This is a genomic window from Bradyrhizobium sp. CCH5-F6 (genome assembly GCF_001556045.1).
In the GTDB taxonomy this organism is placed as follows: domain Bacteria; phylum Pseudomonadota; class Alphaproteobacteria; order Rhizobiales; family Xanthobacteraceae; genus Bradyrhizobium.
Genome location: NZ_LSIC01000162.1, coordinates 1 through 26,957, shown reverse-complemented (window position 1 = coordinate 26,957; position 26,957 = coordinate 1). Strand labels below are relative to the sequence as shown.

General features: G+C 66.1%; 19 protein-coding genes. 11 read left to right on the top strand and 8 right to left on the bottom strand.

The genetic code is table 11. The annotated features are described in order from the left end of the window. Nucleotides 1-53: 53 nt before the first annotated feature. From fumC to AX729_RS28275, 8 genes are all read left to right on the top strand, one after another. Nucleotides 54-1,481 (top strand): class II fumarate hydratase, encoded by a 1,428-nt coding sequence (fumC, locus tag AX729_RS28310; protein ID WP_061027484.1) that lies wholly within the window; start codon nt 54-56, stop codon nt 1,479-1,481. A 276-nt stretch (nt 1,482-1,757) separates the two neighbouring features. Then, nucleotides 1,758-1,946: a DUF4169 family protein gene (locus AX729_RS28305; protein ID WP_061027483.1), complete on the top strand. Its 189-nt coding sequence runs from the start codon at nt 1,758-1,760 to the stop codon at nt 1,944-1,946. Beyond that, complete coding sequence (locus AX729_RS28300) at nt 1,943-2,194, top strand: ribbon-helix-helix domain-containing protein (RefSeq protein ID WP_061027482.1); 252 nt, start codon at nt 1,943-1,945, stop codon at nt 2,192-2,194. The genes AX729_RS28305 and AX729_RS28300 overlap by 4 nt, the downstream gene beginning before the upstream one ends. 115 nt (nt 2,195-2,309) lie before the next feature. Next, nucleotides 2,310-2,585 (top strand): FeoA family protein, encoded by a 276-nt coding sequence (locus AX729_RS28295; RefSeq protein ID WP_061027481.1) that lies wholly within the window; start codon nt 2,310-2,312, stop codon nt 2,583-2,585. A gap of 23 nt (nt 2,586-2,608) precedes the next feature. Then, nucleotides 2,609-4,480, top strand: a complete 1,872-nt coding sequence (feoB, locus tag AX729_RS28290) for a ferrous iron transporter B (protein WP_061027480.1) — start codon at nt 2,609-2,611, stop codon at nt 4,478-4,480. Nucleotides 4,481-4,852: 372 nt separating this feature from the next. After that, a complete protein-coding gene (locus tag AX729_RS28285) occupies nt 4,853-5,350 on the top strand; it encodes a GNAT family N-acetyltransferase (protein ID WP_061027479.1) in 498 nt (165 codons plus the stop codon). Nucleotides 5,351-5,502: 152 nt separating this feature from the next. After that, on the top strand, nt 5,503-6,999 hold the full coding sequence (locus AX729_RS28280) for an ATPase domain-containing protein (protein ID WP_061027478.1): 1,497 nt from the start codon (nt 5,503-5,505) through the stop codon (nt 6,997-6,999). After that, nucleotides 6,999-8,717 (top strand): ATP-binding protein, encoded by a 1,719-nt coding sequence (locus AX729_RS28275; protein WP_061027477.1) that lies wholly within the window; start codon nt 6,999-7,001, stop codon nt 8,715-8,717. Before AX729_RS28280 ends, AX729_RS28275 begins: the two co-directional genes overlap by 1 nt. A gap of 30 nt (nt 8,718-8,747) precedes the next feature. Here the strand turns inward: AX729_RS28275 and AX729_RS28270 are convergent, their stop codons facing one another. The 4 genes from AX729_RS28270 to AX729_RS28255 form a co-directional block, all read right to left on the bottom strand. Beyond that, nucleotides 8,748-8,984 carry a hypothetical protein gene (locus tag AX729_RS28270; RefSeq protein WP_061027476.1) on the bottom strand — a complete coding sequence of 79 codons (237 nt, stop codon included), beginning with the start codon at nt 8,982-8,984 and terminating at the stop codon, nt 8,748-8,750. 19 nt (nt 8,985-9,003) lie between these two features. Then, nucleotides 9,004-10,122: a DUF2336 domain-containing protein gene (locus AX729_RS28265; RefSeq protein ID WP_061027475.1), complete on the bottom strand. Its 1,119-nt coding sequence runs from the start codon at nt 10,120-10,122 to the stop codon at nt 9,004-9,006. A gap of 266 nt (nt 10,123-10,388) precedes the next feature. After that, nucleotides 10,389-13,970 (bottom strand): AsmA family protein, encoded by a 3,582-nt coding sequence (locus AX729_RS28260; protein ID WP_061027474.1) that lies wholly within the window; start codon nt 13,968-13,970, stop codon nt 10,389-10,391. Nucleotides 13,971-14,100: 130 nt separating this feature from the next. Continuing rightward, on the bottom strand, nt 14,101-15,333 hold the full coding sequence (locus tag AX729_RS28255) for a cytochrome P450 (protein WP_061027510.1): 1,233 nt from the start codon (nt 15,331-15,333) through the stop codon (nt 14,101-14,103). A 131-nt stretch (nt 15,334-15,464) separates the two neighbouring features. On the opposite strand from AX729_RS28255, the gene AX729_RS28250 reads away from it, so the two are divergent. Next, complete coding sequence (locus AX729_RS28250; protein WP_061027473.1) at nt 15,465-16,082, top strand: TetR/AcrR family transcriptional regulator; 618 nt, start codon at nt 15,465-15,467, stop codon at nt 16,080-16,082. A 4-nt stretch (nt 16,083-16,086) separates the two neighbouring features. Here AX729_RS28250 and AX729_RS28245 read toward each other — a convergent pair whose 3' ends face one another. The 4 genes from AX729_RS28245 to AX729_RS28230 form a co-directional block, all read right to left on the bottom strand. Continuing rightward, nucleotides 16,087-17,283 carry an MFS transporter gene (locus AX729_RS28245; RefSeq protein ID WP_061027472.1) on the bottom strand — a complete coding sequence of 399 codons (1,197 nt, stop codon included), beginning with the start codon at nt 17,281-17,283 and terminating at the stop codon, nt 16,087-16,089. A 136-nt stretch (nt 17,284-17,419) separates the two neighbouring features. Continuing rightward, nucleotides 17,420-20,005: an EAL domain-containing protein gene (locus AX729_RS28240; protein WP_061027471.1), complete on the bottom strand. Its 2,586-nt coding sequence runs from the start codon at nt 20,003-20,005 to the stop codon at nt 17,420-17,422. Between the two features lie 154 nt (nt 20,006-20,159). Then, entirely contained in the window at nt 20,160-21,458 is a 1,299-nt protein-coding gene (locus AX729_RS28235) for an MFS transporter (protein ID WP_061027470.1), read from the bottom strand. Between the two features lie 87 nt (nt 21,459-21,545). After that, nucleotides 21,546-23,939 carry a bifunctional diguanylate cyclase/phosphodiesterase gene (locus tag AX729_RS28230; RefSeq protein WP_061027469.1) on the bottom strand — a complete coding sequence of 798 codons (2,394 nt, stop codon included), beginning with the start codon at nt 23,937-23,939 and terminating at the stop codon, nt 21,546-21,548. 328 nt (nt 23,940-24,267) lie between these two features. Here AX729_RS28230 and AX729_RS28225 point away from each other — a divergent pair, with 328 nt between their 5' ends. Continuing rightward, nucleotides 24,268-25,434, top strand: coding sequence for an ABC transporter substrate-binding protein (locus AX729_RS28225; RefSeq protein WP_061027468.1), 1,167 nt, complete (start codon nt 24,268-24,270; stop codon nt 25,432-25,434). A 169-nt stretch (nt 25,435-25,603) separates the two neighbouring features. Then, nucleotides 25,604-26,957 (top strand): caspase family protein (locus tag AX729_RS28220; RefSeq protein ID WP_061027467.1); only part of this gene is annotated, 1,354 nt, incomplete at its 3' end.

The following is a 26,957-nucleotide window of genomic DNA, read 5'->3' as shown; positions in this document are numbered from 1 at the left end:
CTGCCTATATAGAGAAGCACATGAAAAGGCCGTGCGGCGTTTCGCGCGGCAGAATGGATGTGCTCATGGCCAAGACGACCCGCGCTTCACGCTCCGCGACCCGCATCGAGACCGACAGCTTCGGTCCCATCGACGTCCCCGCCGACCGCTATTGGGGAGCGCAGACCGAACGCTCGCGCCAGAATTTTCGCATCGGCACCGATCGCATGCCGATCTCGCTCGTGCATGCGCTCGGCATCGTCAAGCTCGCGGCCGCGCAGACCAACCGCGAGCTGGGCCTGCTCGACCAGCGCCGCGCGAACGCCATCATCCGCGCCGCGCGCGAGGTGATCGAAGGCAGGCTGGACGATCATTTTCCGCTGGTGGTTTGGCAGACCGGCTCCGGCACGCAGACCAACATGAACCTCAACGAGGTGATCGCCAACCGCGCCAATGAGCTGCTCGGCGGCGAGCTCGGCGCCAAGGAGCCGGTGCATCCCAACGACCATGTCAATATGAGCCAGTCGTCGAACGACTCGTTTCCCACCGCGATGCACATCGCGGCCGCAAGCCGCATCAACGCCGATCTCGTCCCTGCCCTCGGCGAATTGCTGCGCGCGCTGCGCAAGAAGGAGAAGGAGTTCGCAAAGATCGTCAAGATCGGCCGCACCCACACCCAGGATGCGACGCCGCTGACGCTCGGCCAGGAATTTTCGGGCTATGCCGCGCAGGTCGAAAGCGGCATTGCCCGGCTCAAGGTCGCGGTGAAGGATCTTTATCCGCTGGCGCAGGGCGGCACCGCCGTCGGCACCGGCCTCAACTCGAAGCCGCGCTTTGCAAAACTGTTCGCAAAGCACGTCGCCGGGATCACGAAGCTCCCCTTCACGAGCGCCGCCAACAAATTCGAGGCGCTGGCTTCGAACGATGCCTATGTGCTGGCGCACGGCGCCATCAATTCGGTGGCGACGGGCCTGTTCAAGATCGCCAACGACATCCGCCTGCTCGGCTCCGGCCCGCGTTCGGGCCTCGGCGAATTGATCCTGCCGGAGAACGAGCCGGGCTCCTCGATCATGCCCGGCAAGGTCAATCCGACCCAATGCGAGGCGATGACCATGGTGTGCTGCCAGGTGTTCGGCAATCACACCGCCATCACCGTCGCCGGCAGCCAGGGCCATTTCGAGCTCAACGTCTACAAGCCCGTGCTGGCCTACAACATGCTGCACTCGATCCGCCTGCTGGCGGATGCCGCACGCTCCTTCACCGAACATTGCGTCAGCGGCATCCGCGCCGACGAGAAGCGCATCAGCGAGCTGATGCAGCGCTCGCTGATGCTGGTCACGGCGCTCGCCCCGAAGATCGGCTATGACAACGCGGCCAAGGTCGCCAAGACGGCCCACGTGAACGGCACCACGCTGAAGGAGGAGGCGCTGCGGCTCGGTTTCGTCTCGGCCGACGAGTTCGACCGCCTGGTCCGCCCCGAAAAGATGACCAGCCCGGGCTAAATTCCGAATTCCGATGGTCATCCGTAATGATACGGACCCCTGGCACTGAGAAAAAGTGCGGCTTTGAGGGCGGGATTTGATTACCGTCAATGTTGTGGCGGGGCAGCGTGTTACGCAGCTCCTCTGCCCTCGACGGGCGAAATCATCGTTTGATGGCCCGAGGGGCCGATTGACGAGGACGAGCGAATGGCGATCAAGTCTTGCGGGGCGCAACGAGGCACCCTGTTTCTGAATGTTTCATTCTGCCTGACGAGGATCGGATGATGGAGACACCGCATGGGCAACGTCATCAACCTGAATCGCTTCAGGAAGCGCGCCGAGCGGGAAGCCTCGGCGAAGCAAGCGGACGCCAACCGGGCGAAGTTCGGTCGCACCAAGGCGGAGCGGTCGGTGGAGGAGAAGCGGGCGGACCAGGCCAAGGAGCATCTGGACCAGCACCGGATCGATCGCGAGGAGCAGCCATGAAATCGCCGGTCGTGAAACGGTCGATCGTCGTCGCCGGCCACAAGACCAGCGTCAGCCTGGAAGAGGCGTTCTGGAACGGCATGAAGGAGATCTCGGGCCTGCGCAACATGACGCTGTCCGAGCTCGTCGGCGAAATCGACAGCAACCGCCAGCAGGGCAATCTGTCGTCGGCGATCCGCCTGTTCGTCCTGGACTATTTCAAGAGCCGCGCCATGGCCAGCCAGCCTGAAAAGGTCCCTGCCCAGTAGCCGCCGGGTGCTTTCCCGGCGCAGCCCTGGCCGCTGCACCTTAAAATCACTCTAAGGTGCAGGTTCGGCGGGCAGGCGCGCTTGACCTCGATGCCCTGCGTTGAAAATACAGGGCATGATCGACACCCCTGACACGCGCTCGCACATGCCGCTGGGTTTGGCCCAGCGTGGCTACACCGGCGTCATCCAGCACCTTTCCGCCAGGGGGACGGGCTCGGCGCTCTCGGACGTCGAGCTCGAGAGCCGGCTGATCGAGCTCGGCTTCGTCGAAGGGGCCCGGGTCGAGGTCCTGCATGAGGGGCTGGTCGGGCGCGACCCCATCGCCGTGCGGGTCGACAGCATCACCATCGCGGTCCGTCGTCGCGAAGCCATGGCCATCATCGTCGCCTAGATAGCGACCGGACGCCTGCACCCATGGAATTACCCCTGCTGCATCTGGCCCTGGTGGGCACACCCAACAGCGGCAAGACCTCGCTGTTCAATGCCCTGACCGGCAGCCGGCAGAAGGTCGCGAACTATCCCGGCGTCACCGTCGAGCGCAAGGAGGGCTTCTTCGTCACCCCCTTGGGACGCCAGGTCTCCGTGGTCGACCTGCCCGGCACCTATTCGCTGCGGGGCCGCAGCCCGGACGAGGAGATCACCCGCGACTTCGTGCTCGGCAAGGCCACCGGCGAGACCGTGCCCGATCTCGTGCTGTGCGTCGCCGATTCCACCAATCTGCGCCTGACCATCCGCCTGCTGCTCGAGCTCAAGCGCACGGGACGGCCGATGATCCTCGTGCTCAACATGTTCGACATCGCGAGCCGGCGCGGCATCACCGTCGACGTCGAGCGGCTCGCCAAGGAGCTCGGCGTGCCCGTGGTCACCTCGATCGCGGTGCGCAAGGGTGGCACGGCCGATCTATTGGCGCTGACCGACGATATCTCGGCCAGGCTCGATGCCGAGCCCGGGGAGAACAAGTGGCGCGCGCTCAGTGTCGCCGAGCTGCGCGCGACCCAGCGCGAGGCCGACCGCATCATCGCCGACTGCGTCAGCCTGCCTACCAGCCCCGACACCTGGACCGCGCGGATCGACGCCGTGGTGCTGCATCCCGTCGGCGGACTGATCGTGCTCGCGCTGATCCTGTTCGTGATGTTCCAGGCGGTGTTTGCCTGGGCGCAGCCGCTGATGGACCTGCTCAACTCCGGCTTCGATGCGCTCGGCGAGCTCGTCCACGACACCCTGCCCGGCGGCCTGCTGCAGAGCTTCCTCCAGAACGGCGTGATCTCGGGCGTCGGCAGCGTGATCGTGTTCCTGCCGCAGATCATCATCATCTTCCTGTTCATCCTGCTGCTGGAAGATTTCGGCTACATGGCGCGCGCCGCCTTCCTGATGGATCGCATCATGGGCGGCGCAGGGCTGCACGGCCGCGCCTTCATTCCGCTGCTGTCGAGCTTCGCCTGCGCCATTCCCGGCATCATGGCGACGCGCGTCATCGACAACAAGCGCGACCGGCTGACCACGATCCTGATCGCGCCGCTGATGACCTGCTCGGCGCGCATTCCGGTCTACACGCTGATCATCTCCGCCTTCATTCCGGCCAGGGACGTCTGGGGCTTCATCAACCTCCAGGGCCTCGTGATGTTCGGCCTCTATGCCACCGGCATCGTCAGTGCGCTGCTGGTTTCGTTCCTGATCAAATTCTTCATGCTGCGCGACTTTGCGCCGGCCCCGTTCATGCTGGAGCTGCCTGACTACAAGATGCCGCGGCTGAAATCGATCGCGATCGGCATCTACACCCGCGCCAAGATGTTCCTGGTGCGCGCCGGCACCACGATCTTCTCGATGATGGTCCTGATCTGGTTCCTGGCCTCGTTCCCGCAGCCGCCCGCGGGCGCCACCGAACCCGCCATCGACTTCAGTCTCGCCGCGATCATCGGCAAGGCGCTCGAACCGCTGCTCGCGCCGGTCGGCTTCAACTGGCAGATCGCGGTAGCGCTGATCCCGGGCATGGCGGCACGCGAGGTCGCGGTCGCAGCCCTCGGCACCGTCTATGCGATCGAAGGCGGCAAGGAGGCGGCCGAGCAGATCGGCCAGGTGCTGGCGACCAAATGGTCGCTGGCGACCGCGCTGTCGCTGCTGGCCTGGTACATCTTCGCCCCGCAATGCGCCTCGACGCTGGCCGTGATCCGCCGCGAGACCGGAAGCTGGGCGTGGATGGCCGTGACCTTCGCCTACATGCTGGTGCTGGCTTATGCGGCCAGCCTCGCGACCTACAATGTCGCGGTGGCGCTCGGGGCGGGATAGCGCCTTTCAAAACCAAAACTGCGAAAACAACCCCATGCACAGTAGCGAAGCTATTGATGCACCGGACGAAATTTTCCAGCCGGAGTGTGCCCTACGGTGCGACGCAGTCGGCGCTGCGCGCCACTGCCGGACCACACCACAACCTGCGCTGTCTGCGGGACGGCCCAATTCGGAAAATCAGTTGCGTCGTCGGGCAAAACACCGGCACAATGGCACGATGAAAAGGTTTGGCTACCCGGCGCCCCTGACCGACACACCGGATTGATTGCCCACCAGGGCGGCTGTGCGATTGCGCCCGTGTCCCGCCTCTTCCGCAGAGCCGGTCGACCCTCTCGAAAAACAGCGGTACGACGCCGCAAGGAGCTCGGCAGGATGGATCACTTCAGCACCGCCAGACTGACCGCCGAACGACTGCGCGAGGATCACCTCGCCGACCTCGTCGCGCTGCATCTCGATGTCGAGGTCTCACGTTATCTCGGCGGGGTGCGGACGCCCGAGGTGACGAAGGTCTATCTCGCGACCAATATGGCGCATTGGGACCAGCACGGCTTCGGGCTCTGGACGCTCCGAACGAAAGACGGAGTGTTCGCGGGACGGGCAGGCATCCGGCACATCATCGTGGATGAGGTCGACGAGATCGAGATTGCCTACGCCTTCAAGCGCGAATTCTGGGGCCAGGGACTTGCGAGCGAGATCGCGACCGCGCTGACGCAGATCGGGCTGTCACAGCTGCAGCTGTCATCCCTGATTGGCATCGTCTCACTCGGCAATGCCGCATCACGGTGCGTGCTGGAGAAGTCGAAGTACCTGTTCGAGCAGAGCACGAATCATAACGGCGAAGACGTCGCGATCTACCGCATCCGGCGCTGAAAGCCGCCAGGACTGCACGACCTCACCTGTCGGCCATTCGACCTTCTCGGGCGGGAACTCGATGCCGGCCCGTGAGTTCCTTCCCCGGGCCGCCGGCCTGCGGGAAGCTTGGACATACGCCCTCCCGGATCGAAGAAGCGTAAGGGGTTTCAATGACCGGTACGTCCACGAGCGCCTCCGATTTGCCGCGCGTTTCCACCGGCAGCGAAGGTCTCGACAACATCCTGGGCGGCGGCTTGGACCCCAACCGGATGTATCTGTATGAGGGGCGGCCCGGCACGGGCAAGACGACAATCGCGCTGCAATTCCTCCTCCGGGGCGTGCGCGACGGCGAACGCGTGCTCTATATTTCGCTGTCCGAAACCAAGCGGGAGCTGACCGTCGTCGCGCAGCGGCACGGCTGGTCGCTTGACGGCGTCGACATCTTCGAGCTGGTTCCGCCCGAGACCACGCTCGATCCGGAGCGGGAGCTCACGGTCTTCCATCCCGCCGAAATGGAATTGAACGAAACGACGGGTCTGATCTTCAAGGAAGTCGAACGGATCAACCCCACGCGCGTGGTGCTCGACAGCCTCTCCGAGCTTCGTCTGCTGGCCCAGAACCCGCTTCGCTACAGACGGCAGGTGCTGGCCTTGAAGCACTTCTTCACCAACCGCAATTGCACCGTCGTGCTCCTCGACGATCTCTCGTCCTCCCAGGACGATCTGCAACTGCATTCGATCGCGCATGGCGTCGTCATGCTCGAACAGGTCGCGATCGACTACGGGGCGGAGCGACGGCGGATCCGCGTGATCAAGATGCGCGGTATTCGATTCCGCGGCGGCTTCCACGACTTCACGATTGCAAAGGGGGGCTTGCGGATCTTCCCGCGCCTCGTGGCGGCGGAACACCACAAAGCCTTTCCCGGCGAATTCACGGCCAGCGGCAACGCTGCCCTGGACCAGCTCCTCGGCGGCGGGCTCGAGCGCGGCACCAACGCCCTGTTCATCGGCGCCGCCGGCGTGGGAAAATCCTCCCTCGCGCTCACTTACGCGATAGCGGCGGCGGAACGCGGCGAGCACGCCGCATTCTTCGCGTTCGACGAAGGCCGCGGCACCGTGGAAGCTCGCGCCCGGACGCTCGGCCTGCCTCTGGAAAAGCACGTCGAGTCCGGCCTCATCCGGTTTCAACAGATCGATCCGGCCGAACTGTCGCCCGGCGAGTTCGCGGCGATCCTGCGCCGGAGCGTTGAAGACGACAACGCCCGCGTGGTCGTCATCGACAGCCTGAACGGCTACCTCAACGCGATGCCGGACGAGCGGTTTCTCATCCTGCAAATGCACGAGCTGCTGACCTACCTGGCGCAGCAGGGCGTTCTCACCATCCTGATCCTCGCTCAACATGGGCTGGTCGGCCCGATGGATACGCCGCTCGACATCAGCTATCTGAGCGACGCGGTGCTGATGCTGCGCTATTTCGAGTCCGGCGGATCGGTGCGGCGCGCCTTGTCCGTCGTCAAGAAGCGCAGCGGCAACCACGAGCACACCATCCGCGAGTTCCGGCTCGGCAGCACCGGCGTCAAGCTCGGCCCGCCCCTCACCGACTTCATGGGCATCTTTTCGGGCAATCCGCGTTATACCGGCACGGATATCCTGGAAGGACCGGCCTGATGAGCGCCGACCGCGATCACCGCGTCCTCATTTTCGCTCCGATCGGCCGCGACGGACCGGCATCGGCCGAGCTTTTCCGCGGCGCGAGCCTGGAGGCGGTCAACTGCCGAAGTCTGCCCGAACTCGTCAGCGAGATGAGTGCCGGCGTGGGCGCGGTCTTCCTCGCCGAGGAGGGACTGTTCGGGAAAGACACCGCGCCGCTCGCTGAATGGATCGCGAGCCAGGCGCCATGGTCCGACCTTCCCTTCATCGTTCTCACCAGCCATCGTGAGCAGCCCGCGGTGGTCGCCTGGCGCCGCGACATCGTCGCCCTGCTTCGCAACGTTTCGCTGCTCGAGCGACCGGTGCAGCCGATCACGCTGACCAGCGCAATCCAGTCGGCGATGCGGGCGCGGCGGCGGCAGTACGAGATCCGGGCCCTGCTTTCGGCGCGCGAGCAGACTGCGCAGGAACTCGAGAAGCTGGTGGTCGAACGGACACGCGAGCTGAAGGAAGCCAACGAGCAACTGCGTCTCGAAATGAACGAGCGCGCCCGGGTCGAGGAGACGCTTCGGCAGGCGCAGAAGATCGAAGCCATCGGCCAGCTCACCGGCGGCGTCGCACACGACTTCAACAACCTGTTGATGGTGATTTCCGGCGGCCTCGACATGCTCGACCGCCAGACGGATCCAAACCGTCGCCGGCGCCTGATGGACGGGATGATCCAGGCCGCGCAGCGCGGCGCCAGCCTGACCAAGCAGCTCTTGGCATTCTCACGCCGGCAGACGCTGCGCCCGGAAGCGGTCGACGTCGCCATGCAGATCGGCGGCATGCGCGAGCTGCTCGATCGAAGCCTGCGGGGCGACGTGCACGTCGAATTCGAGTTCCCGGATGCTCTTTGGCCGGTGGAGGTCGATCCCGGAGAACTCGAGCTGGTCATTCTCAATCTGGCCGTCAATGCCCGGGATGCGATGCCGAACGGCGGCACCATCCTCGTTCGCGGCGAGAACCTGCCCGATCTCAATGACCCGGAGATCGCCGGCGACTATGTACGGCTGTCGGTCATCGATACCGGCGTCGGCATACCTGCGGAAATCCTGTCGCGCGTCTTCGAGCCGTTCTTCACCACCAAGGACGTCGGCAAGGGGTCCGGACTGGGACTCGCACAGGTCCATGGGTTTGCGACCCAGTCGCGCGGGACGGTTCGCATCAAATCGCAAATCGGTCAGGGCACCAGCATCGAGCTTTACCTGCCCCGCTCGCTGAATCTCGCTTCCAGGCAACGACACCTGATCGATTTCAACAGGACGGTGCGACCGAAGAAGAACGGCCAGGGCCAGATCCTTCTGGTCGAAGACGACGACGAGGTGGCCGCACTCGTTGGCGAGATGCTCGGTCAGCTCGGCTACGAAGTTACACGGGCCGCCAGCGCCGCAGCAGCTCTCGGTGCCCTGGCGGACGGCCGCTCCGTCGATGTCGTGTTCTCGGACATCATGATGCCGGGCGGCATGAATGGCGTGGAGCTCGCGCGGGAAATCAGCAGGCGGCGCAGCGACATACCGGTCCTGCTGACCAGCGGATACGCCGAGGCCGCGATCCATGAAGCCGAAGCGGCGGGTATCCAGATCTTAGCCAAGCCGTATCACATCGACGACCTGGCCGCGGCGCTGAACGCCGCGAAGTCGACCCTTCGACTCGACGCGGAATCCAAACGCTCCGGTTCTCTGCTGAACTCGTGAGGGTTCGTTGCGTTCAGCGGCGTTGCACGCCTACCTGAAATATCCCAGCACGAGATCCACGTCCGCATTGCCCGCCACCGTGCCGTTCAGCTCGGCGTCGATGACGCGGCGGCAGGCTTCGATCGCGGCATGGTCGCCGAGATCGTTGGCGGCCTCCAGCACGAGCCAGGCGGCGTCGACCGAGGCCTTGTCCGGCGCACCGGCGATATCGGCGGCCGGAGCCTTGTTGACGTTCTTGCGAACCGCGGTGCCGAATTGAGGCAACATTGCAGATACTCCCCTGTCCTCAGTGAATTTGAAGCTCGGGCTGACGGCCCGCATCGGCACCCGCGCTGTTCTTGCGCGACTGGTAGAACTTCAAAATGCTGCGCGAGGTTTCGATCTTGAGCCGGCCGAATTCGCGCTCGTTGTCCTTGAGGTCGCGCGCCGTGATCAGATGATCCTTGGCTCCGAGGAACAGGAGCGACATCGTCGTGTCCCAGGAGAAGTCGAGCGCCTTGCACAGGACCAGGATCATCTCGCGATTGCGGTCCATCAGCGCGCGCTCGATCACGTCGACGGGCAGCGACGAGAGCAGCGACAGGCCGATCTGCACCTCGTCGAAGCGGTGCTGGCGCGCGTAGTTCGAGATGGAGTCCTGATTGAGGTTGCCCTGCCGGTACTGCGTCGTGACCACGCGCTTGGCGACGAAATAGCTGCGCGAGGACGGTCCGAACTTGGACTGGAGATCGCCGGTGACATCGGTCACCGAGCTCTGGATCTGCGCCATCATTTCGGGCCGCTCGCTCTCGAGGCGGCGGCGCACGTCTTCCGACGCCTTCGAGATGAGCTGCTGGAAGACGTGTCGCGGCACATCCTTGCGCAGGCCGAGCTGTTCGGCGAGGATCGAATCGCCCTCGGCGCGGCGGACCATGTGCAGCAGGCCAGATCCGGAGAAGCGCGCGCCATCGTTCTTCGCAACCGAGGTCACGACCTCCTGGTTGCCGCGCTTGACCAGCACGTCGGTCACGGCTTCGCCGATCGACTTGCGCTGCGCGATCGCGAGCAGATGCGACTGGCTCTTGGTCATGGCGCTCGCAACCAGCATCTTCTCGTCGAGACGATTGGAGTCGCGCAGCACGGGACCTGCGACGTCGATCTCGTCGTCGAGCGCGAGCTTTTCGATGACGTTGAGCGGCGCGTGATCGCATCCCGACATCAGCTCCGCGAGTTGCGCCCGCGCGGCGACCTCGATCTCCTCGGCGAGCCGACCGATGACCTCGCCGAACGTGGAGATCTCGTCGTCGCTGTAGCGGCCGGTGATCAGGATGTCGGTCGCGTGCCACAACGCCTTCGCGCGGCTTTCGTCGGTGCCGCGCGCGATCGCGTCGTCCAGATCCTGTAGCAGCGATTTCGCCCCGTTCATCTCGATCACCCCAGTTCTTGGTGTCGTCCCGCCGCTCGTGGCGGGACACCGCATTCCTCGGGACCGACGCTAGAGATGAAACGCGAGAATTCAGTAAAATCGGCAAATCAGTTTTGCCGACGAAAATTCGTTCAAATGCGAGGAAATGCGTTCACGGGCGGGCAAGGCGCGCACTTGCGATAAGGCTTTTGCAGATGCCTGCTCCAGCCATTGTCGGGCTCGTCCCGGCCACGCCTCCCGCACGGCACGAGTCACTCGCCTCCACCTCAGGGATTCTGAGGCGTGAGCACCAGCGGCGGCTTCGGCCTGGGCTTTGTGGGCGCAGGGCCCGGGGCTGGCTTCACCTCGATCGGCGGCGGCAGCGGTGCGGCCTGCTGGCTTGCGAGCGGCGGGCTGGGCGCCGCGGGAGCGGCCTGCGGGGCCTTCGGTGTCGGCGCGACCCTGGGCCTTGCCGGCACGCGGCGCGGATCCTGGCCGGGCAGCGGCACATTGGCCGGCGCCTGCTCGGGTGCGGGATCCGGCGACACCAGCGTCGGCAGCATGGCATCGAGCCGCCGCGTCTCGCGATCGATCGTGCGCACCGCAAGCCATGACGACAGCGGCGTCAGGTCGACGGTGCGGCTGAGCCTGTCGGGCGGCCCTGCCGCGAACAGCTGGATCTCCGGCGGGGCACCGGAGAGGCCGGTCATGATCGGCGTCAGGCTGGCGCGGATGTCGGCCTGGTCGGCGGGAATGTCGTAGCCGCCGGAGACGATGGCGCGGGCGTTCCTGGCCTCGAGCGGCGTCGCGCCGACACGCAGGCGGCCGTCGCGGATCGTGAATGCAATCTGCGCCGAGGGCACCGCGATGGAGCCTGCCGACAGCGCGGGCTCGACGAGCTGCCGCAACCGGTTGTCGTCGCTGACCTGCCCGCCGTCGCTGGCGCGGATGGCGATCTCGAAAGCGCGCGGATTGAGGCCGGCGATCTCCGCGGACTCGAGCGTCACCGTGCCGTTGCCGGCGAGCGCACCCATCAGGGCCGCGACGCTGCGGCCCTGACTGCTCAGCGCCATCTGCACCGAGGCGCGCCCCTTGGGCAGCGCGAGATCGCGGTAGCGCAACGCCGCCGCATCGACATTGCCGAGTTCGATGCGCGCGTTCAGCGCAAGACCATTCGCGCCGTTGCGCGCGTCGAGGCTCGCGGACATCTCGCCGCCGCCGAGGCCGCCCTTGAGCGCATCGAGCGCGAGCGACTGGCCGTCGCTGCGGACCGTGCCGCCGAAGGGACGCAGCTCGATGCCGCCGGGCAACGTTCCGCGCAACGCCTGGAAGGCGATGCGGCCGCGCCAGCCACTGACGAGGCCCGGGCTGAACGGCTCGCCGGACTCGCGTCCGGCCGCGCCGATGGCAAGCGCGAGCGCCGGCGCGAGATCGAGCGAGTCGAGACCGACTTCGCCCTCGACGTTCTTCTCCTGATCGAGCGTCACCGAAATACGCCCGCGCAGATGCGAGCCCGCCGCGTTGCCGTCGAGATCGTCGAAGGTCACGCGATTGCCCGAGAACGTGAGGCGGGACGACAGGCTGACATTCTGCGCCGATTTGTCGGCCGGGCCGGTCCCCAGCAGCGGCGCCAGATTGGCGTTGCGCACGCGCAGGTTCACGCTCGCCTTCGGCTCCGACAATTCGACGCTGCCTTGCGCATCCGCATCGAGCCCGCCGCCGCTGAGCTTTGCGGTCAATTGCACGGGACGGCCCCAGGCGCCGCTCAAGCGGCCTTCGAATTGCGAGGCGCCCTCGCCCGCCGCCACCATGCGATCGAGCCCCAGCAGCGCGAGCAGCGCGCCGCCTTGCTGCGCCGACACTCTCGAATCCAGCGTGAAGTCGCTGTTGCGCAGGCGCTCGAGATCGATGCTGCCAATCGCCGCCGCCGGCGTCTGCGCCGCCAACGTCGCGGTGGCCTTGAGCTGCGGGGCGTCGAGATCGAGCACGATTCGGGCGTTGCTGCGATCGGCATGCTCGGCGTTCCTGTCGAGGCTGAGATCGAGCTTGAGGCGGGTCGCACCGGGCAGTGACGGGAGAGCATCCAAGCGCGCACGCACCGCAGGCGCAAACGGCTCGATCAGCGCGGTGAGGTCACGCAGCGAATTGGCGGAGGATTTCAGCGCAAGCTTGCCGGTGGCCTTGGCGCGGTCGAAGCTGCCGTTCGCCTCCGTGGTCACGCCGCTCGCCTGGCCGAAGCGCAGTTGCTCCAGCGACAGCGATGCGGGGCTGTATGCAAGTTTGGCAGCGAACGGCCGCAGTTCCTGGCCGGCGGAGATCGCACGGCCGATATCGAGCGAGAGTTTCGCCTCTTCCGGCCACTCGCCTTGCGGCCCCGCGAGCGCGCGCACGAAGGCGGCGGCAGCATCGAGATCGAGCCGGTCGGCCTTCAGCTCGGCGTCGATCCGCGAGCCCTTGCTCGCGCCGGTCTGCACGAAGGCGACGCGGCCTTCCACACTGCCGCCTTCGATGTCGGCCTTCAGCCTGTCGATGGCGAGATGGTTGGCGGCAATCGTGACCTCGCCGGCAAGGCGCAGCGGCCGCGTGCTGCGCCGGTTGACCTCGCTGCGGCCCTGAAGCCAGGCGACCAGCGTGTCCGGATCGGACGATTCGACGCGCAGGCGGCCGCTGAAGCTGTCCGCGCCCGGTGTCGCGCCGTTGAGCGAGAGCTGCGTCGAGCCGGGCGCGCGCAATTCGAGCCGCTGGAAGGTCCAGGACCTGCCGTCGGTCTGAAGCTCGGCCGCGATGTTCTGGAGCGGGCGGCCGCCGAGCATGATCTGGTCGGCGTTGAATTCGATCTGCGCCGGGATCGGCGTCTGCGGGATTGCCGCAAGGCCCGCCCGCAGCGCCGGCAGCACGCGCTGCGGATCGGTATCGTCCCTGCCGGTCAGCTTGTCGGCATCGACCTGCCGCGCGGACAGAACCGCGCGCAGCAGCGGCGAGGCGCCGAACCTGAGATCGCCGACGCCGCCGAGCTTCAGCGCGGAGTCCTCCGTGCCGAAGCTGGCGTCGATCTGCTCGAATTTCGCGCCGGCCGGATCGGCCTTGAGCCTGGTCGCGAGCTTCCAGGGCGTCGGCCCCGCCTCCCCCGGCTTCTTCGTGGCCGGCACCGCCAGAGTCAGCGCACCGTCGAATTTCGGCTGGCGATTGTCGAAGGCGAGCACGCCTTCAAGGTCGGCGAGGATGGCGCGCTCGCCGGGATCGATGTTGAGGTGGAGACGGGTCGCGCTGCCGTCGGCGCTCGGACCGGAGGAGACGCGGAACGGGTAGCGCACGCCGGCGGCGGTGAAACTGCCGTCACCCCGCACGGAGCCTGCCAGCGAGCGCACGTCGCCGGAGAAGGCGATATCGTTCAATTCCAGCGTCGAGCGGCTGGCGGCATCGTGCAAGGCGATGCGGCCGGTGAGGTTCAGCCGTTCGATGGCGAGGGACGCCAGGTTGAAGGCGCCGCTCGCGGTGGACGGCAGATCGACCCGCCCGCGCGCATCGAGGCCGAGATCGACCGCCATGCCGCCCACCGAAAGCTCGGTGGCGCGCCATTCGCCGCGCATCAGCGAGCCCAGGCTGAACTCCACGTCGAGCTTGTCGGCACGCAGCCGGCCGAGATCGTTGTTGCCGCCGAAGGTGACGCCACGCAGCCGCAGCGTCGGCGCCGGCAACAGCCGCGCGTCGAGCTCGCCAGCCACCCGGACCGGCACGCCGATGATCTTGCCGGCCTCTGCCTCGAACTGGGGCCTGAACTGGTTCCAGTCGATGTAGTAAGGCCCGATCAGCGCGGCCAGCAGCGCAATGATGAAGGCAATCGCCAATCCGAGCAGCGTCGTCTGCACGGGTCTCCCCTCGGCCAAACCGGCCCGGGCCGAACCTGAGGGCCTCAGGCGCGCCGGAACAGCCCCTTATATAGAGGGAAGTGTGGCGAAGTCACAGCGACTGTTCCGCGCGGAGGTTAACGCGCGCCCCTCACCAGCTCGCCGGCAGCCGCTTCAGCCCGCGCAGCACGAAGGTCGGCCGCCATTCCGGGTTTTCGACGTCGTCGATGCGCAAGTCCGGCAGACGCCGCAGCAGCGTCGCGATGGCGATCTCGGCCTCGATGCGCGCCAGCTGGGCCCCGAGGCAGAAATGGATGCCGCCGCCGAAGGACAGCGGCTTGACGTTCTGGCGGGTGACGTCCAGCCGGTCTGGCCTGTCGGGGTAGACGGCGGGATCGCGGTTGGCCGAGCCGAGCAGGCACAGCACGGTCTCTCCCTTGGGGATCTTCACCCCGCCGAGATCGTCGATGTCCTCCAGCGTGACGCGTCCGGTCATCTGCACCGAGGAATCGTAGCGCAGGAATTCCTCGATCGCATTGACCATCAACTCCGGCCGCGCCTTGAGCAGCGCAAGCTGGTCCGGATTGCGGTGCAGCGCCAGGAGGCCGTTGCCGATCAGGTTGACGGTGGTCTCGTGGCCTGCGCCGAACAAGAGGATGATGTTGGCGGTCAGCTCCTCGTTGGTGAGCTTGTTGCCGTCCTCCTCGGCTTGCACCAGCTGCGTGATGAGGTCGTCGCCGGGGTTGCGACGGCGCAGCTCGAACAGCTGCTGGAAATACATCTGCGCCATCAGGTTGCCGGCGTTGCCTTGCTTGATCTCCTCCGCAGACAACGGCACGGGGTCGAGCAGCCGTCCGCCGTCGCGCGAGCTCTTGTAGAAGGTCTCGCGGTGCTCCTCGGGAATGCCGAGCATGTCGCAGATGATGGTGACCGGCAGACGGAAGGCGAAATCCTCGATCAGGTCCATGTGGCCGCGGTCGATCACGGCATCGATGGTCTTCTCGACGATCTCCTGGATGCGCGGCCGCATGTCCTCGACCCGGCGGGCGGTGAAGGCTTTCACCACGAGCCCGCGCAGGCGGGTGTGGTCCGGCGGATCGGCTTGCAGCATCCAGTGGCTCATGCTGCGGAACACCGGCTCCTTCATGATGTCGGGACCGTAGCGGCGGGTGGTACGCTCGACGAAATCCTTGCCGTAGCGCTTGTCGCGCAGCACGAGGCTGACTTCGGCATGGCGGCTCGTGACGAACTGGCCGAACGGCGTCACGTGGACGGGATCGATCGTGCGCAGCCGGTCGTAATGCGGATAGGGATCGCGGATGAAGTCCGGCGAGAGGGGGTTGAACAGCGGTCCGCTACCGGCGCCTTGCACGTGCTCGTTCATGGTGACCTCGGATCGGTTGCCGCATGAATCGAATACGCCGGGCAAGCCCCTTGTGCGCAGCGTAACCATCCCTGGATTATCAAGCTCGATACATTGTTGTATCGAGTTGCAGTCTGCCCTAGCCTGTGCCGATGTCAAGGGTGAGAACGAGACCGACCAGGGACGACACGCGCGACAGACTGTTCGAGGCGGCCGCGCGCGTGTTCGAACAGGACGGCATCGGCGGTGCCAGCATCGAAGCGATCGCAGCCGCCGCCGGCTTCAGCCGCGGCGCGTTCTATTCCAACTTCAAGAGCAAGGACGAATTGATCATCGCCATGCTCGAGGACCATGTCGAGCAGTCGATCCGGCGCAACATGGACATCCTCGCGCAGCACGACAATCTCGACGATTTCATCGCTGCGCTGAAGACGATGGACCGCAACCGGCAGGATCCGCTCGGCCGATCGCCCCTCCTCCACATGGAGATGATCCTGTTCGTCGCGCGCGCCGCGAAGCGGCGCCCCGAGCTCGCCAAGCGCCTGCGTGCGCGGCGCAAGCTGGTCGCCGACATCGTCGAGGCGACGTTGAAGAGCAACGGGCGGAACGACAATCTGAATCCGCCATGGATTGCCGCCATCGTGCTCGCGCTGGAAGACGGCTTTCGCCTGCATCGGCTGATCGATCCGGAGACGACGCCGGCCGACAGCTTTCTGCGCGCGATCACGGATCTCAGGCGCAGGACGGGATTGGCGGGGAGTGAAGGCTGAAAGCTCAGGTCAGCGCTCCCGCAGCAGCCGGCAGGCTGCGGCGTCGCGAGAGCAACAGTAGCGTCATCACGAGAGCCAAGTTCAGAACGCCGGCCGCAGAGCCAATGGCGAAGGCCGTCGTATAGGTGCCCGTCAGATCAAATGTCGCAGCGCCCTGATATCCGCCGAATGCGTGGCCGATCCAGGCAAACGCGAGAATGATCCCCATCATGGCTCCGCGACGCGCCGGCGGGGTCAGAGCCCGTGCAGACACCAGCACGCTCGTCATGACGCCGGCGTAAGCGAACCCGTACACGATGGAGAAGATCAGGAAGCCGCGCAACGATCCGAATTGCGTGAATGCCAGGACGCCGGCGGTCTGGAGCGCCGACGCCACCGCCCACGATGAAAGCGGGCCGATCATGTCGCACAGCTTGCCGTACGCGATCCGGCCGACAATTGCTGCAAGCAACATGGCGAGCATGACGCCGCCGGCATCGGTCGCGGGAATGCAGAGACCCTGAATCAGCGGCATCAGATGCATGAGGGGGACCGCCATGCAGGCGCAACAGAAGAAGACCGCGACACTGAGGACGGGAACGGCGACGCTCGCTCGAATCGGAGGGATCTGCGCTGCGCCGCCACCCGACGCCGGCGCGGGGGCATCGCGCATGAACGCGGCCAACGGCAGGAGCGTCACGAGAATGGCCGTCCCCAGGACGATCATCGCACCGCGCCAGCCATAGCGCTCGATGAGATAGGCCGAGAGGAAGGGCACAGCGCCCTGGCCAACGGCTTGCCCTGCGGCGGCGATCCCGATCGCGAGGCCGGCGGAAGTCGGGAACCAGTTTCCAACCGTCGCAAAGATCGGGGCGAAGAGCGCGCCTCCACTCAGTGCACCGGCGAGAAAGAAGATCACATAAAGTTGCCAGGGCGCATGCGCATAGGCCGTCAAGAGCAGACAGGCCCCCATGACGGCGACCGCGATCAGGCATATCGGCCTGATGCCGAGGCGATCGGAGACGAATCCCATGATGACGCTTCCGGCCGCTATGCCGAGAAGTCCGAAGCTGTTGATCGCGGCTATCTCGGAGCGGCCCCAACCTTCGGCGGCTTCCATCGCGACAAAGAACGCGGTGAGACCGTTGACCAGCGTACCCATGATCAGTGCGAGCATGAGGGCGGCTGATCCCGTCGTGTACCAGGCGCGATATTGCAACATCTGACGAGCTTTCTGCCTCGATAGGTCCGATTGCGGGCATTATGGCGCGCGCGCGGCGGAAAGCTTGGAGAAAACCTTGATTTGTGCCTGAGACGGCGCTGATAATTGCGTATGCCGGCCCCAATGCGGGGGCCGCCTAAGCCGAGCGCTTCGCCGCGCCGCGTGCCGCCGGGGCGACGTCGAGCCGGCCCAGCATGGTCCTCGCCTGCTCGGCGCAATGCTCGATCAACCAGCGTTCGAAGGCGACCGGAGGCAGCGCGGGGGCGTAGAGGAACCCCTGGACGATGTCGCAGCCGAGATCGGCCAGCGTCCTGCGCTGGCCTTCGGTCTCGATGCCCTCGGCGACCACGGTCATGCCGAGGCCCTGGCCGACGCGGACCACCGCGGTGGCGATCGCGAGCGCGCCTGCGTCGTTCTCGATGTCGCGCATGAAGCTGCGGTCGATCTTGAGTTCGCGGATCGGCAGATGGGCGAGCCGGCTGAGGCTGGAATAGCCGGTGCCGAAATCGTCCACGGCAAGGCCGATGCCCAGCGCACGGATCGCCTGCATCGTCTCCAGCGCGGCGGCGCCATCCTGCATGAACGTGCCTTCGGTGATTTCGAGCATCAACGCGTCCGGCGGCAGCGCGTATTCGGCAAGGATGTCCTTCAGTCGCGCAGCGAGCGCGGCATGGCGGAAATTCATCGGCGACAGGTTCACCGACACGCTGGGGATGTTGAGTCCGGCGCTGCGCCAACTGGCCATCTGCCGGCAGGCCTCGCGCACCGACCACATGCCGATCTGCTCGATCAGGCCGCACTCTTCGGCGAGCGGGATGAACTTTGCCGGCGAGACGTCGCCGAGCGCGGCATCGTGCCAGCGCGCCAGCGCTTCGACGCCGTGGATCGCGCCGTCGCAGCTGCGGATCTGCGGCTGGTAGCTGAGGCTCAGTGCGCCCTCCGCGATCGCGCGGCGCAGCGCCGCGATCAAGGCCAACCGCTGCTCCGCGAGCACGTTCATCTCGGCACTGAAGATGCGATGGGTCGAGCGGCCGGCCTGCTTGGCCATGTACATGGCCGCGTCCGCCTGCTGCATCAAGGTGTCGATGTCGGTGGCGTGATCCGGGTAGAGGCTGATGCCGATGCTGGCCGACATCGGCATCAGCTTCGATCCGAGCCGCAACGGCCGCGCCAGCGCGTCGGCGATATCGGCAGCGACGCGCGCGGCACCCTCGGCGTTGCGTTGCGGCAGCAGGATGACGAACTCGTCGCCGCCGAGCCGGCCCAGCATGTCCCCTGGGCCGATATGCTCGCGCAGGCGCTGCGCAAGCTGGACCAGGAGCTCGTCACCGGCGGCGTGACCGAGCGTGTCGTTGACATCCTTGAAATGATCGACGTCGAGGAAGGCCAGCGCGACATGGCTGCCGGTCGGGCAGGCATCGATCGCCGTGGTGATCAGGTGGCGCAGCTGGGCGCGGTTTGGCAGGCCGGTGAGGATGTCGTGATAGGCGAGCCGCGCAATCTCAGCACGGGCCTCCTTGCGCTCGATCGCGAAGGCGCCGAGGTTGACGCAGGCCTCGACGATGCGACGGTGCCAATTGCTCGGCGCGCGCGGCTCGCGATAATAAAAGGCGAAAGTTGCGATGACACGGCCGTCCTTGGCCTTCACCGGCGTCGACCAGCAGGCGCGCAGGCCGATCCCGAGCGGCATGGCCTTGTAAGGCTGCCAGCGCGGGTCGGTGTCGAGATCGGTCGCCAGAACCGGCACGCCGTAGAAGGCCGCGGTGCCGCAGGAGCCGACATTGGGGCCGATCGCGATGCCATCGAGCGCGCGGGAATAGTTCTCGGGCAGGCTGGGACCACCGAGCGGATGGATCAGGCCGGCGGCATCGACGTGAAGCAGCGAGCAAACGACGTCCGGCGCGATCTCCTCGACGCGGCGGCACAGCCGGTCGGCGATCTCGCCAATCGGCACCTCGTCGGCGAGCGCGCTCATGATGAGTTGCTGAAGCGAGCGCAGCTGCTTGGTCTCGGTGATGTCCTCGAGCAGCGCGAAGAGGTGCTTGACCCGGCCCTTGTGATCGCGAAACGCGTCGATCCTTGCCGAGACCCAGATCTCCTCGCCTTCCCTGGTGTAGACGAGGACCTCGGCCTCGCCGCCCGGACCGCCCGTGATGAGCCGCCTGCCGATCGTCGTCAGAGAGCTCCGGTTGGTGTGACGACCGGCAAGAAGGTCGGTCGCCAGGCGCCCCTCCGCCTCCGCCGAACCATAGCCGAACAGGGCCGTGAACGCCGCGTTCGTGTAGCGGATGTTCAACGACGGATCGGTGACGAGCACCGCGCGGTTGGTCTGGTCCGAGACGGCATCGAGCAGCGCGATGCGGGCGCGACGCTCAGCTTCAGCGGTAACGTCGCGTGCGAACACGACGTGATGGATCCCGGCGCCGCCGTCGATGGAGGACACCGAGATGGCAGCCCGGATCCGGCTGCCGTCGCGCCGCGTCAGGCTGATCTCGTCGCGAAACTCCGCGATCGGATCGGCCTGCAAGCATTTGAGACCAAGAAGTTCGGCATTGCGGCCGAGTACCTCGGCGCGTGCGAGCTTCCAGAGCCGCTCTGCGCCCGCATTGAAATGCGAGACGCGACGCGCGCCGTCGATGATGACCACGGCATCTTCGGCGTGCTCCAGCGCAGCCGACAGGAGGTTCGGAGTTTCCATCACACGACAATCGGAGGCAGGCATCGTTGGACCAGGGGCAGCGGGAAGAAGCGGCAATGCGCGAAGCTAGCGTTCCGATGGTGTCCAAGACGTTTTTGCAACCGGCCGGCCTCGCGGCAAGACGCGACCATGCTTAACGGTTGACGAAGGCGGGGCAGGCAATCCGATGCATCCGGAATCAATCCCGGGCTGGTCCCTTGAGCTTGTGCAGCCGGCCGGCCACGGCGCGCACCTTGCGCGGCGCGGCCTGCCAGATCGAGAGCGCCGACAATCCGCTCACGACCATCGCAATTGCGAAAGCCAGCGTGTAGTCGCCGGCGCGATCATGGAGCAAGCCGGTCACCCACGGGCCGGCCGCGCCGCCCGCCAGCGCCGCCAGCATGATCGTGCCGAAGATGCTGCCCTGGTGCCTGCCCTGGAAGATCTCGAACACCACCGCGCCCATGATCGAGGTGAGGCCGTAGCCAAGCGCGCCTTGCGTGAACACCATGAGATAGACGAGCCATGATGACGGATGGAACTTCAGCGCCATCAGCGCCGCGAAGCAGACGACAAAACCTGCGCAGCTGATCGCCCACACCCACTCCCGGCCGATACGGTCGGAGACGTGGCCGAGCACGATCTGGCCGGGAATACCGAGCAGGCTGACGATGCCGAGGGCCCACACGGCAACGTTCGGGCTGAAGCCGATGTCGAGCAGGAATTTGGTCTGGTGCACCTGCACCGCGTACCAGACGTAGAGGCCGCAGAAATAGCCGAGCGCGACCCACCAGAAGCGCGCAGTCGCGACGGCGCTTTTCAGCGTCCATTCGGTGCCGGCCCAGACGGGATCGACGATGTTCGAGATTGGCATTGCGGCGCCGGGCGCCGGCGTCGCGTCGCCGTCCGGCTGAAGGCCGATGTCCTCGGGACGCTTGCGCAGCAACAGGTTGATCGGCGCCAGCACGATCAGGATCAGCACGCCCATCGCGGTGCAGGCGGTGCGCCAGCCGGTCTCTTCGATCATGTGCTGCACCCACGGCAGCAGCGTCACCGAACCGATGCCGACGCCGGCGAAAGCGATGCCGATGGCAAAGCCGCGCTTGCGGATGAACCAGTTCGGCAGGAACAGCGACTGGCCGGAATAGCCGAGACAGACCGAGCCGGCTCCGACCATGACGCCGATCGTCACATAGAGATGCCAGGGCGCACTGGTCAGCGGTGCCAGCAGCAGCCCGCCGCCCATCAACACGACACCGAGCTCCATCACGGCACGGGGACCTGCGCGATCCATCAGGCGCCCGATGAGCGGACTGACCACGCCCGACACCACGAATCCGAAGGAGAACGCGCCCGCAGTGACGCCGCGTTCCCAGCCGAACTCGGAGACGATGGGCGGAAAGAACAATGAAAAGGCGGTGCGCGCGTTCACGCCGATGGCCATCGTGACGAAGGTCACGGCGACCACGACCCAGCCGTAGAAGAACGGAAGCCGCATATTTGTGTGTTTCATCCCTGGACGGTCCTTCGGACCATCCGGGACCGCCCGGGTCAAGCGCTTTTCGCGCATGCCCCTTCGGCGCGCTCAGGCGGCGTCGCGCCGTGACGATTTGGCGGGCGCGTCGAACAGGATCCGATCGACCGGTTGCGGGCGGCCGAACAGATAGCCTTGCGCGAAATTGACGCCGAGCGCCTTCAGCCGCTCGAACTCCTCGTGGGTCTCGACACCTTCGGCGGTGACCGACATGTCCAGCCCGCGTGCCAGCGTCACGATCGAGGAGATGATCGCGGAGCTGCGCGGCTGCTCCGTGAGGTTGCGGATGAACGACTTGTCGATCTTGATCTTGTCGAACGGGAACGCGGTCAGGTAGCTCAGCGAGGAATAGCCGGTGCCGAAATCGTCGAGCGCAAGCTCGATGCCGATGCCCTTCAGCCGCTCCATGAAGGCGTGGTTCTCGACGCCGCGCTCGAGCAGCACGGATTCCGTGATCTCGATCTCCAGCCGCTGCGGCGGCAGGCCGGAATCCGCGAGCGCCGCGCCGATCATCTCGAACAGCTCGGCTTCCTTGAACTGGATCGGCGACAGATTGACGGCGACCATGAGATCGGATGGCCAGAGGGCGGCGTCCGCGCAGGCGCGCCGCAGCACGAATTCGCCGAGCGGCACGATCAGCCCGGTCTCCTCCGCAAGCGGGATGAACTGGTCCGGCGGGATCAGTCCGCGCGTCGGATGGCGCCAGCGCACCAGCGCCTCGAAGCCGCGTCGTTCGCCGCTGAGGGCGTCGACGAACGGCTGGTAATGCACTTCCAGCTGGCACAGCGCGATGGCGTCGCGCAGATCTCCCTCCAGCGTGTTGCGGGCCTCCAGCTCGGCCGACATCGCCTCGTCATAGATGGTGAAGCAGTTGCGGCCCGCCGATTTCGAACGATAGAGCGCGAGATCCGCCTTCTTCAGCAGCTGCTCCTGGTCGCTGCCATGATCCGGGGCGATCGCGATGCCGATGCTGGTGCCGATCTCGACGCGATGTCCGGGCAGCAGGAACGGCTCTGCCACGAGCTTGGCGATCCGCGCTGCGAGCTCGGTCGCGCAAGCATGCTGATCCTCGCAAGCCTTCTGGATGATGGCGAACTCGTCGCCGCCGAGCCGCGCCAGCACGTCGCCGGCGCGCATGGCCGACTTGAGCCGCTGCGCCACCTGGCGCAGCAGCGCATCGCCGGCGCCGTGGCCGAGCGAGTCGTTGACGTTCTTGAAGCGGTCGAGGTCGAGCATCAGGATCGAGAAGGCCGGGCCGGCGCCCTCGCGCCGCGCGTTCAGCTCGTCGAGCCGGGCGAGGAAGAAGGCGCGGTTCGGCAGTCCGGTGAGGATGTCGGTTTGGGCGAGCTCGAGCACCCGCCGGTTCGCCTGCGACAGCCGCCGGGAATTGCGGCTTGCGAGCATCAGATAGGTCGACAGCGACAGCGTCAGCAGCATGCCGACGATCAGCACCGCGCCCGCGCGATCATAAGTCGTCGCCAGCGGTCCGCCGACGGTCGGAACCGCCCGCACCTGCCAGTCGGTATCGCCGATCCTGAGACTGCCCGACCAGTGCACGGACCGCGCGATGTCCCGCATCGAGCGCGGCGGGGTGGCGGCCGACGCGTAATCCGGCAGTGTTTCCTCCAGGTTGGCGATCTGTGCCGTGAAGGGCGGGTAGACGTTCATGCTGACCGCGGGGCTTGCTCCGGTGGTCACGCGAATGGACTGGATCAGCAGCGGCAGGTCGAAGATGCCGACGACGAAGCCGGCGAGATTGCGGCGCCGGTCCGCGATCTCCTCGCGTGACGTGCCCTTGGCGTAGACGGGAATGGCGACGAGAACGTCGGGCACAAGGCCGCCCCCCTGCTTCGGTTCGAAGAGGCGCGTGCGAATGGCTGCGACGCGATCGTTGTCGCGCGCGCGCTCCAGCAGCGCCCGGCGCTCCGGAACGGTCGCATAGTCCATGCCATAGACTGAAGAGGTCTTCGGCTGGGTCGAGTAGAACACCGGAAAATATTCGTCGCTCTGCGGCGCCGTGTCGAAATTCTGCCCCTGCAGCGACTTGATCCGATAGCCGGGCACACCGTCCCTGATCGCGGCGACCTCGTACTCCGCGCGCTCCTTGCGGCCGACGCGCGGCAACCAGGCAATGCGCAGCATGCCGGGGTGGCGCTCGAACAGGCGGGCGCTGAAGGTCTCGAACTCGCTGCGGGTGACTTCGTCGTTGGTCGATTCGAACAACGTGCGCAGTGCGAGAAGCCTCGAGATGTACTCGTTCATGCCGTTCTGCATGACGATCGCCTGGGTCTCGGCCGCGTTCCCGAACTCGATCCTGTTGACGCGATTTTCCCATCGTGCCACGGCGGCAGCGCCCACGATCGAGAACAGGAGTCCGACTCCCACCGCGACGAGCGCAGGGCGATAGAGCCCGAGCAGCGGCGCGGCGCGCCACCATCCGGTCATACGCCTCCGATCCTGATCGTTGTGATCCTGACCGCCCATCTTGAAGCCGCCGTCCCCCTGTCCGCGACAAACCGAACCTCTGGTTGAGGTGCCGGCGTCGCTATCGGAACAAGACCGCGGTTAAGAACTGCACAATTTCGAAACCCGATCGTTCCGCAGCGCGGAAACTAGTTAATGAAGTGCGCGAATGACCTCGCATAGTGGAAACAATCTGCCGGTTTTGCCCGGAGTACTACGGATCACCGATGTCGTGCCGTTTAGCGAGCTGTTCAGGCTCGCAAGGATATTTTGCGCCAGGTTTCCTCCAATCATCCGGCAAGACTTCCCGATGCATCGATTTCGATCAGCGAGATCCGCCATCCTGGCCAGCATGCTCCTGGCCGCGAGCGCGCTCGCGTCCAGAGGCGACGAGGCCGGCGTCAGCGAGGATGCCGTCCTGTTCGGGCAGGCCGCCGCGCTGGAAGGCCCCTCCTCCGCGCTCGGACTGCGGATGCGGCAAGGCATCGTCGCCGCGTTCACGGAGGTCAACGCCAGGGGCGGCGTCAACGGCCGCAAACTCCAGCTCATCAGTCGCGACGACGGCTACGATCCCGATCGTTCCGTGGCGCAGACGCTGCGCCTGATCGAGGACGACAAGGTGTTCGCGCTGATCGGCGCGGTCGGCACGCCCACCGCGATGGCGACCATTCCGATCACCAGCACCAGGAACGTGCCCTTCATCGGTCCGTTCACCGGCGCCGAGTTCTTGCGCGACCTCGAACTTCCGAACGTCGTCAACATCCGCGCGAGCTACGGCGCGGAGGCGGAGGCCTGGATCAAGCATCTCACGGAGGATCGCAGGTTCACCCGCATCGGCATCTTCTACCAGGACGATTCCTTCGGCCGCGACGGTCTGGCTGGCGTGAAGCGCGCGCTCGCCAGGCGGGGCCTCGAACTCGCCGCCGAGGGCACCTTCGAGCGCAACACCCGCGCGGTCGGCCAGGCCTGGCGGATCATCAAGCGTGCCGACCCCGAGGCCATCGTCATGGTCGGGACCTATGGCCCGTGCGCAGAGTTCATCAAGCTCGCCCACCGCAGCGGCTTTTATCCGACCTTCGTCAACATCTCCTTCGTCGGCGCCAATGCGCTCGCCGCCGAGCTCGGCCCCGAGGGAGAAGGCGTCATCGTCTCGCAGGTCGTGCCGTTTCCCTGGGACCGCTCGCTCAAGCTCGTCGCCGACTACCAGGCGGCGCAGAAGGCGTTCGATCCGACGCTGACGCCGGATTTCGTGTCGCTCGAAGGCTATCTCTCAGGTCGTCTCGCGGCTGCCGCGCTGGAAGCGGCCGGACCGAATCCGACGCGCGCGAGCCTGCTGCGCGCGATCAACGATATCGGCCGTTTCGACATCAGCGGCAGCATCTTCACAATCGGCACGCGCATGATCGACACGCCGCCGAAGGTGTTCTTGACGGTGATCCAGAAGGACGGGACGTTCAAGCCGGTGGACCGGCTTTAGGGCCATTCAGTGCCGTCGCGGCACCTCGCTCTTGACGACCTCCACCTGCCGCACCGCCGTCTGCCCCATTTTGCCGCGGCCCTGCGTGATCCAGGGCACAGACGTGTTCATGGCGCAGGCGTAGAAAAGCTGCCATCATCGCGCGCGCATTGCCGACGGAGGTGATACCATGCGCCGTCCAGACTTTTCCAATTTGCTTCTTGCGTCCGGTTTTCTTGCACTCACGCAGCTGATGACGCCGACCGATGCCGCCGCCGAAGCCCGGCTCGCGCTCGTGATCGGCCAATCCGCCTATCGCACGGTGCCGGAACTCCCCAACGCCGCCAACGATGCCAAGGGCATGACGGAGCTGCTTGGCAGTGCCGGCTTCACCGTCACCACGGCCGCCAACCTGGCGCAGAACGAGATGCGCGCGGCGATCTCGGACTTCGCGGGCAAGGTCGGTGCCAGCGGCGCCGACACCGTCGCGCTGGTGTTCTATGCCGGCCACGGCCTTCAGATCGACGGCGAGAACTATCTGGTGCCGGTCGATCTCGATCCGAAGCGCGAGGCCGACATTCCGCTCCAGGGCGTGCGGCTGAACGATCTGCTCAACACACTCGGCGCGCTGCCGACGCGGGCGCGCATCTTCATGCTCGATGCCTGCCGCAACAATCCGTTCCCCGCGCTCAGGGGCGCCGGCCACGGACTTGCGATCGTCGACACCAAGGCCGGCGCGCCCGGCTCCTTCATCTCCTATTCGACCTCGCCCGGCGCCGAGGCCGAGGACGGCAACGGCCTCGACAGCCCCTATACCGCGGCCGCGCTGACCATCGCCAAGCAACCCAATCTGCCGATCGAGGAGGTGTTCAAGCGCATCCGTGTCGCCGTGGCTCAATCGACCGACGGACGGCAGATCCCCTGGGAAAGCTCCTCGCTGACCACGGACTTCAGGTTCTTCGGCGAGAGCAGCGTCCAGACGCCTGCCCTTCCAGGCGCAGATTCGATGGCGCTTGCGAGTGCCACGCGCAGCCTCGAGGACTGGCGCAAGGAATTGCAGGGCAAGCCGGCCGCGGTCGCCTATGAACTCGTGATCACCGAGGACACGGTGCCCGCTTATCAGGCCTATATCGAGCTGTACGCACAGGACGCCCGCACGCCGCGCCTGCGCACCGTGCTCGAGCGGCGGCGGCAGATGCTGGCCTGGGAGCGCGCGACCGCGATCAACACCCGCGCCTCGTTCGAGGCTTATCTGGCGAACTGGGACAACAGCGATTTGGCTGCCACAGCGCGCAGGCTGCTGCTCCGCGTCCAGAACCGCAACTACGGCCAGCCGGTTGCCGCCGCGACGACGCCCGCCCCGGTCGCCGTTGCGATGGCGCCGACCTGCCCGTGCTCGACGCCGACGCCGCCGGCAACGCCGGTCACCCCGCCCGTCATCAAGAAGCGCGTCGACGAGACCCCGCCGAAGCGCAAGGTGGTCGAGACGCCGCCCAAGCGCCGGCCGCCCCCGCCCGACGAAGTGGTCGTCTACGAGCGTGCCC

What these genes read in the sequence shown, in the direction of transcription:
- AX729_RS28235 (WP_061027470.1), bottom strand. Translation starts at nt 21,458, where the DNA reads ATGCGGCTTCCGTTCTTCTACGGCTGGGTCGTGGTCGCCGTGACCTTC.
- AX729_RS28270 (WP_061027476.1), bottom strand. Translation starts at nt 8,984, where the DNA reads ATGTTGCCTCAATTCGGCACCGCGGTTCGCAAGAACGTCAACAAGGCT.
- AX729_RS28300 (WP_061027482.1), top strand. Translation starts at nt 1,943, where the DNA reads ATGAAATCGCCGGTCGTGAAACGGTCGATCGTCGTCGCCGGCCACAAG.
- AX729_RS28275 (WP_061027477.1), top strand. Translation starts at nt 6,999, where the DNA reads ATGAGCGCCGACCGCGATCACCGCGTCCTCATTTTCGCTCCGATCGGC.
- AX729_RS28255 (WP_061027510.1), bottom strand. Translation starts at nt 15,333, where the DNA reads ATGAACGAGCACGTGCAAGGCGCCGGTAGCGGACCGCTGTTCAACCCC.
- AX729_RS28295 (WP_061027481.1), top strand. Translation starts at nt 2,310, where the DNA reads ATGATCGACACCCCTGACACGCGCTCGCACATGCCGCTGGGTTTGGCC.
- AX729_RS28250 (WP_061027473.1), top strand. Translation starts at nt 15,465, where the DNA reads ATGTCAAGGGTGAGAACGAGACCGACCAGGGACGACACGCGCGACAGA.
- fumC (WP_061027484.1), top strand. Translation starts at nt 54, where the DNA reads ATGGATGTGCTCATGGCCAAGACGACCCGCGCTTCACGCTCCGCGACC.
- AX729_RS28280 (WP_061027478.1), top strand. Translation starts at nt 5,503, where the DNA reads ATGACCGGTACGTCCACGAGCGCCTCCGATTTGCCGCGCGTTTCCACC.
- AX729_RS28245 (WP_061027472.1), bottom strand. Translation starts at nt 17,283, where the DNA reads ATGTTGCAATATCGCGCCTGGTACACGACGGGATCAGCCGCCCTCATG.
- AX729_RS28240 (WP_061027471.1), bottom strand. Translation starts at nt 20,005, where the DNA reads ATGCCTGCCTCCGATTGTCGTGTGATGGAAACTCCGAACCTCCTGTCG.
- AX729_RS28225 (WP_061027468.1), top strand. Translation starts at nt 24,268, where the DNA reads ATGCATCGATTTCGATCAGCGAGATCCGCCATCCTGGCCAGCATGCTC.
- AX729_RS28265 (WP_061027475.1), bottom strand. Translation starts at nt 10,122, where the DNA reads ATGAACGGGGCGAAATCGCTGCTACAGGATCTGGACGACGCGATCGCG.
- feoB (WP_061027480.1), top strand. Translation starts at nt 2,609, where the DNA reads ATGGAATTACCCCTGCTGCATCTGGCCCTGGTGGGCACACCCAACAGC.
- AX729_RS28305 (WP_061027483.1), top strand. Translation starts at nt 1,758, where the DNA reads ATGGGCAACGTCATCAACCTGAATCGCTTCAGGAAGCGCGCCGAGCGG.
- AX729_RS28285 (WP_061027479.1), top strand. Translation starts at nt 4,853, where the DNA reads ATGGATCACTTCAGCACCGCCAGACTGACCGCCGAACGACTGCGCGAG.
- AX729_RS28230 (WP_061027469.1), bottom strand. Translation starts at nt 23,939, where the DNA reads ATGACCGGATGGTGGCGCGCCGCGCCGCTGCTCGGGCTCTATCGCCCT.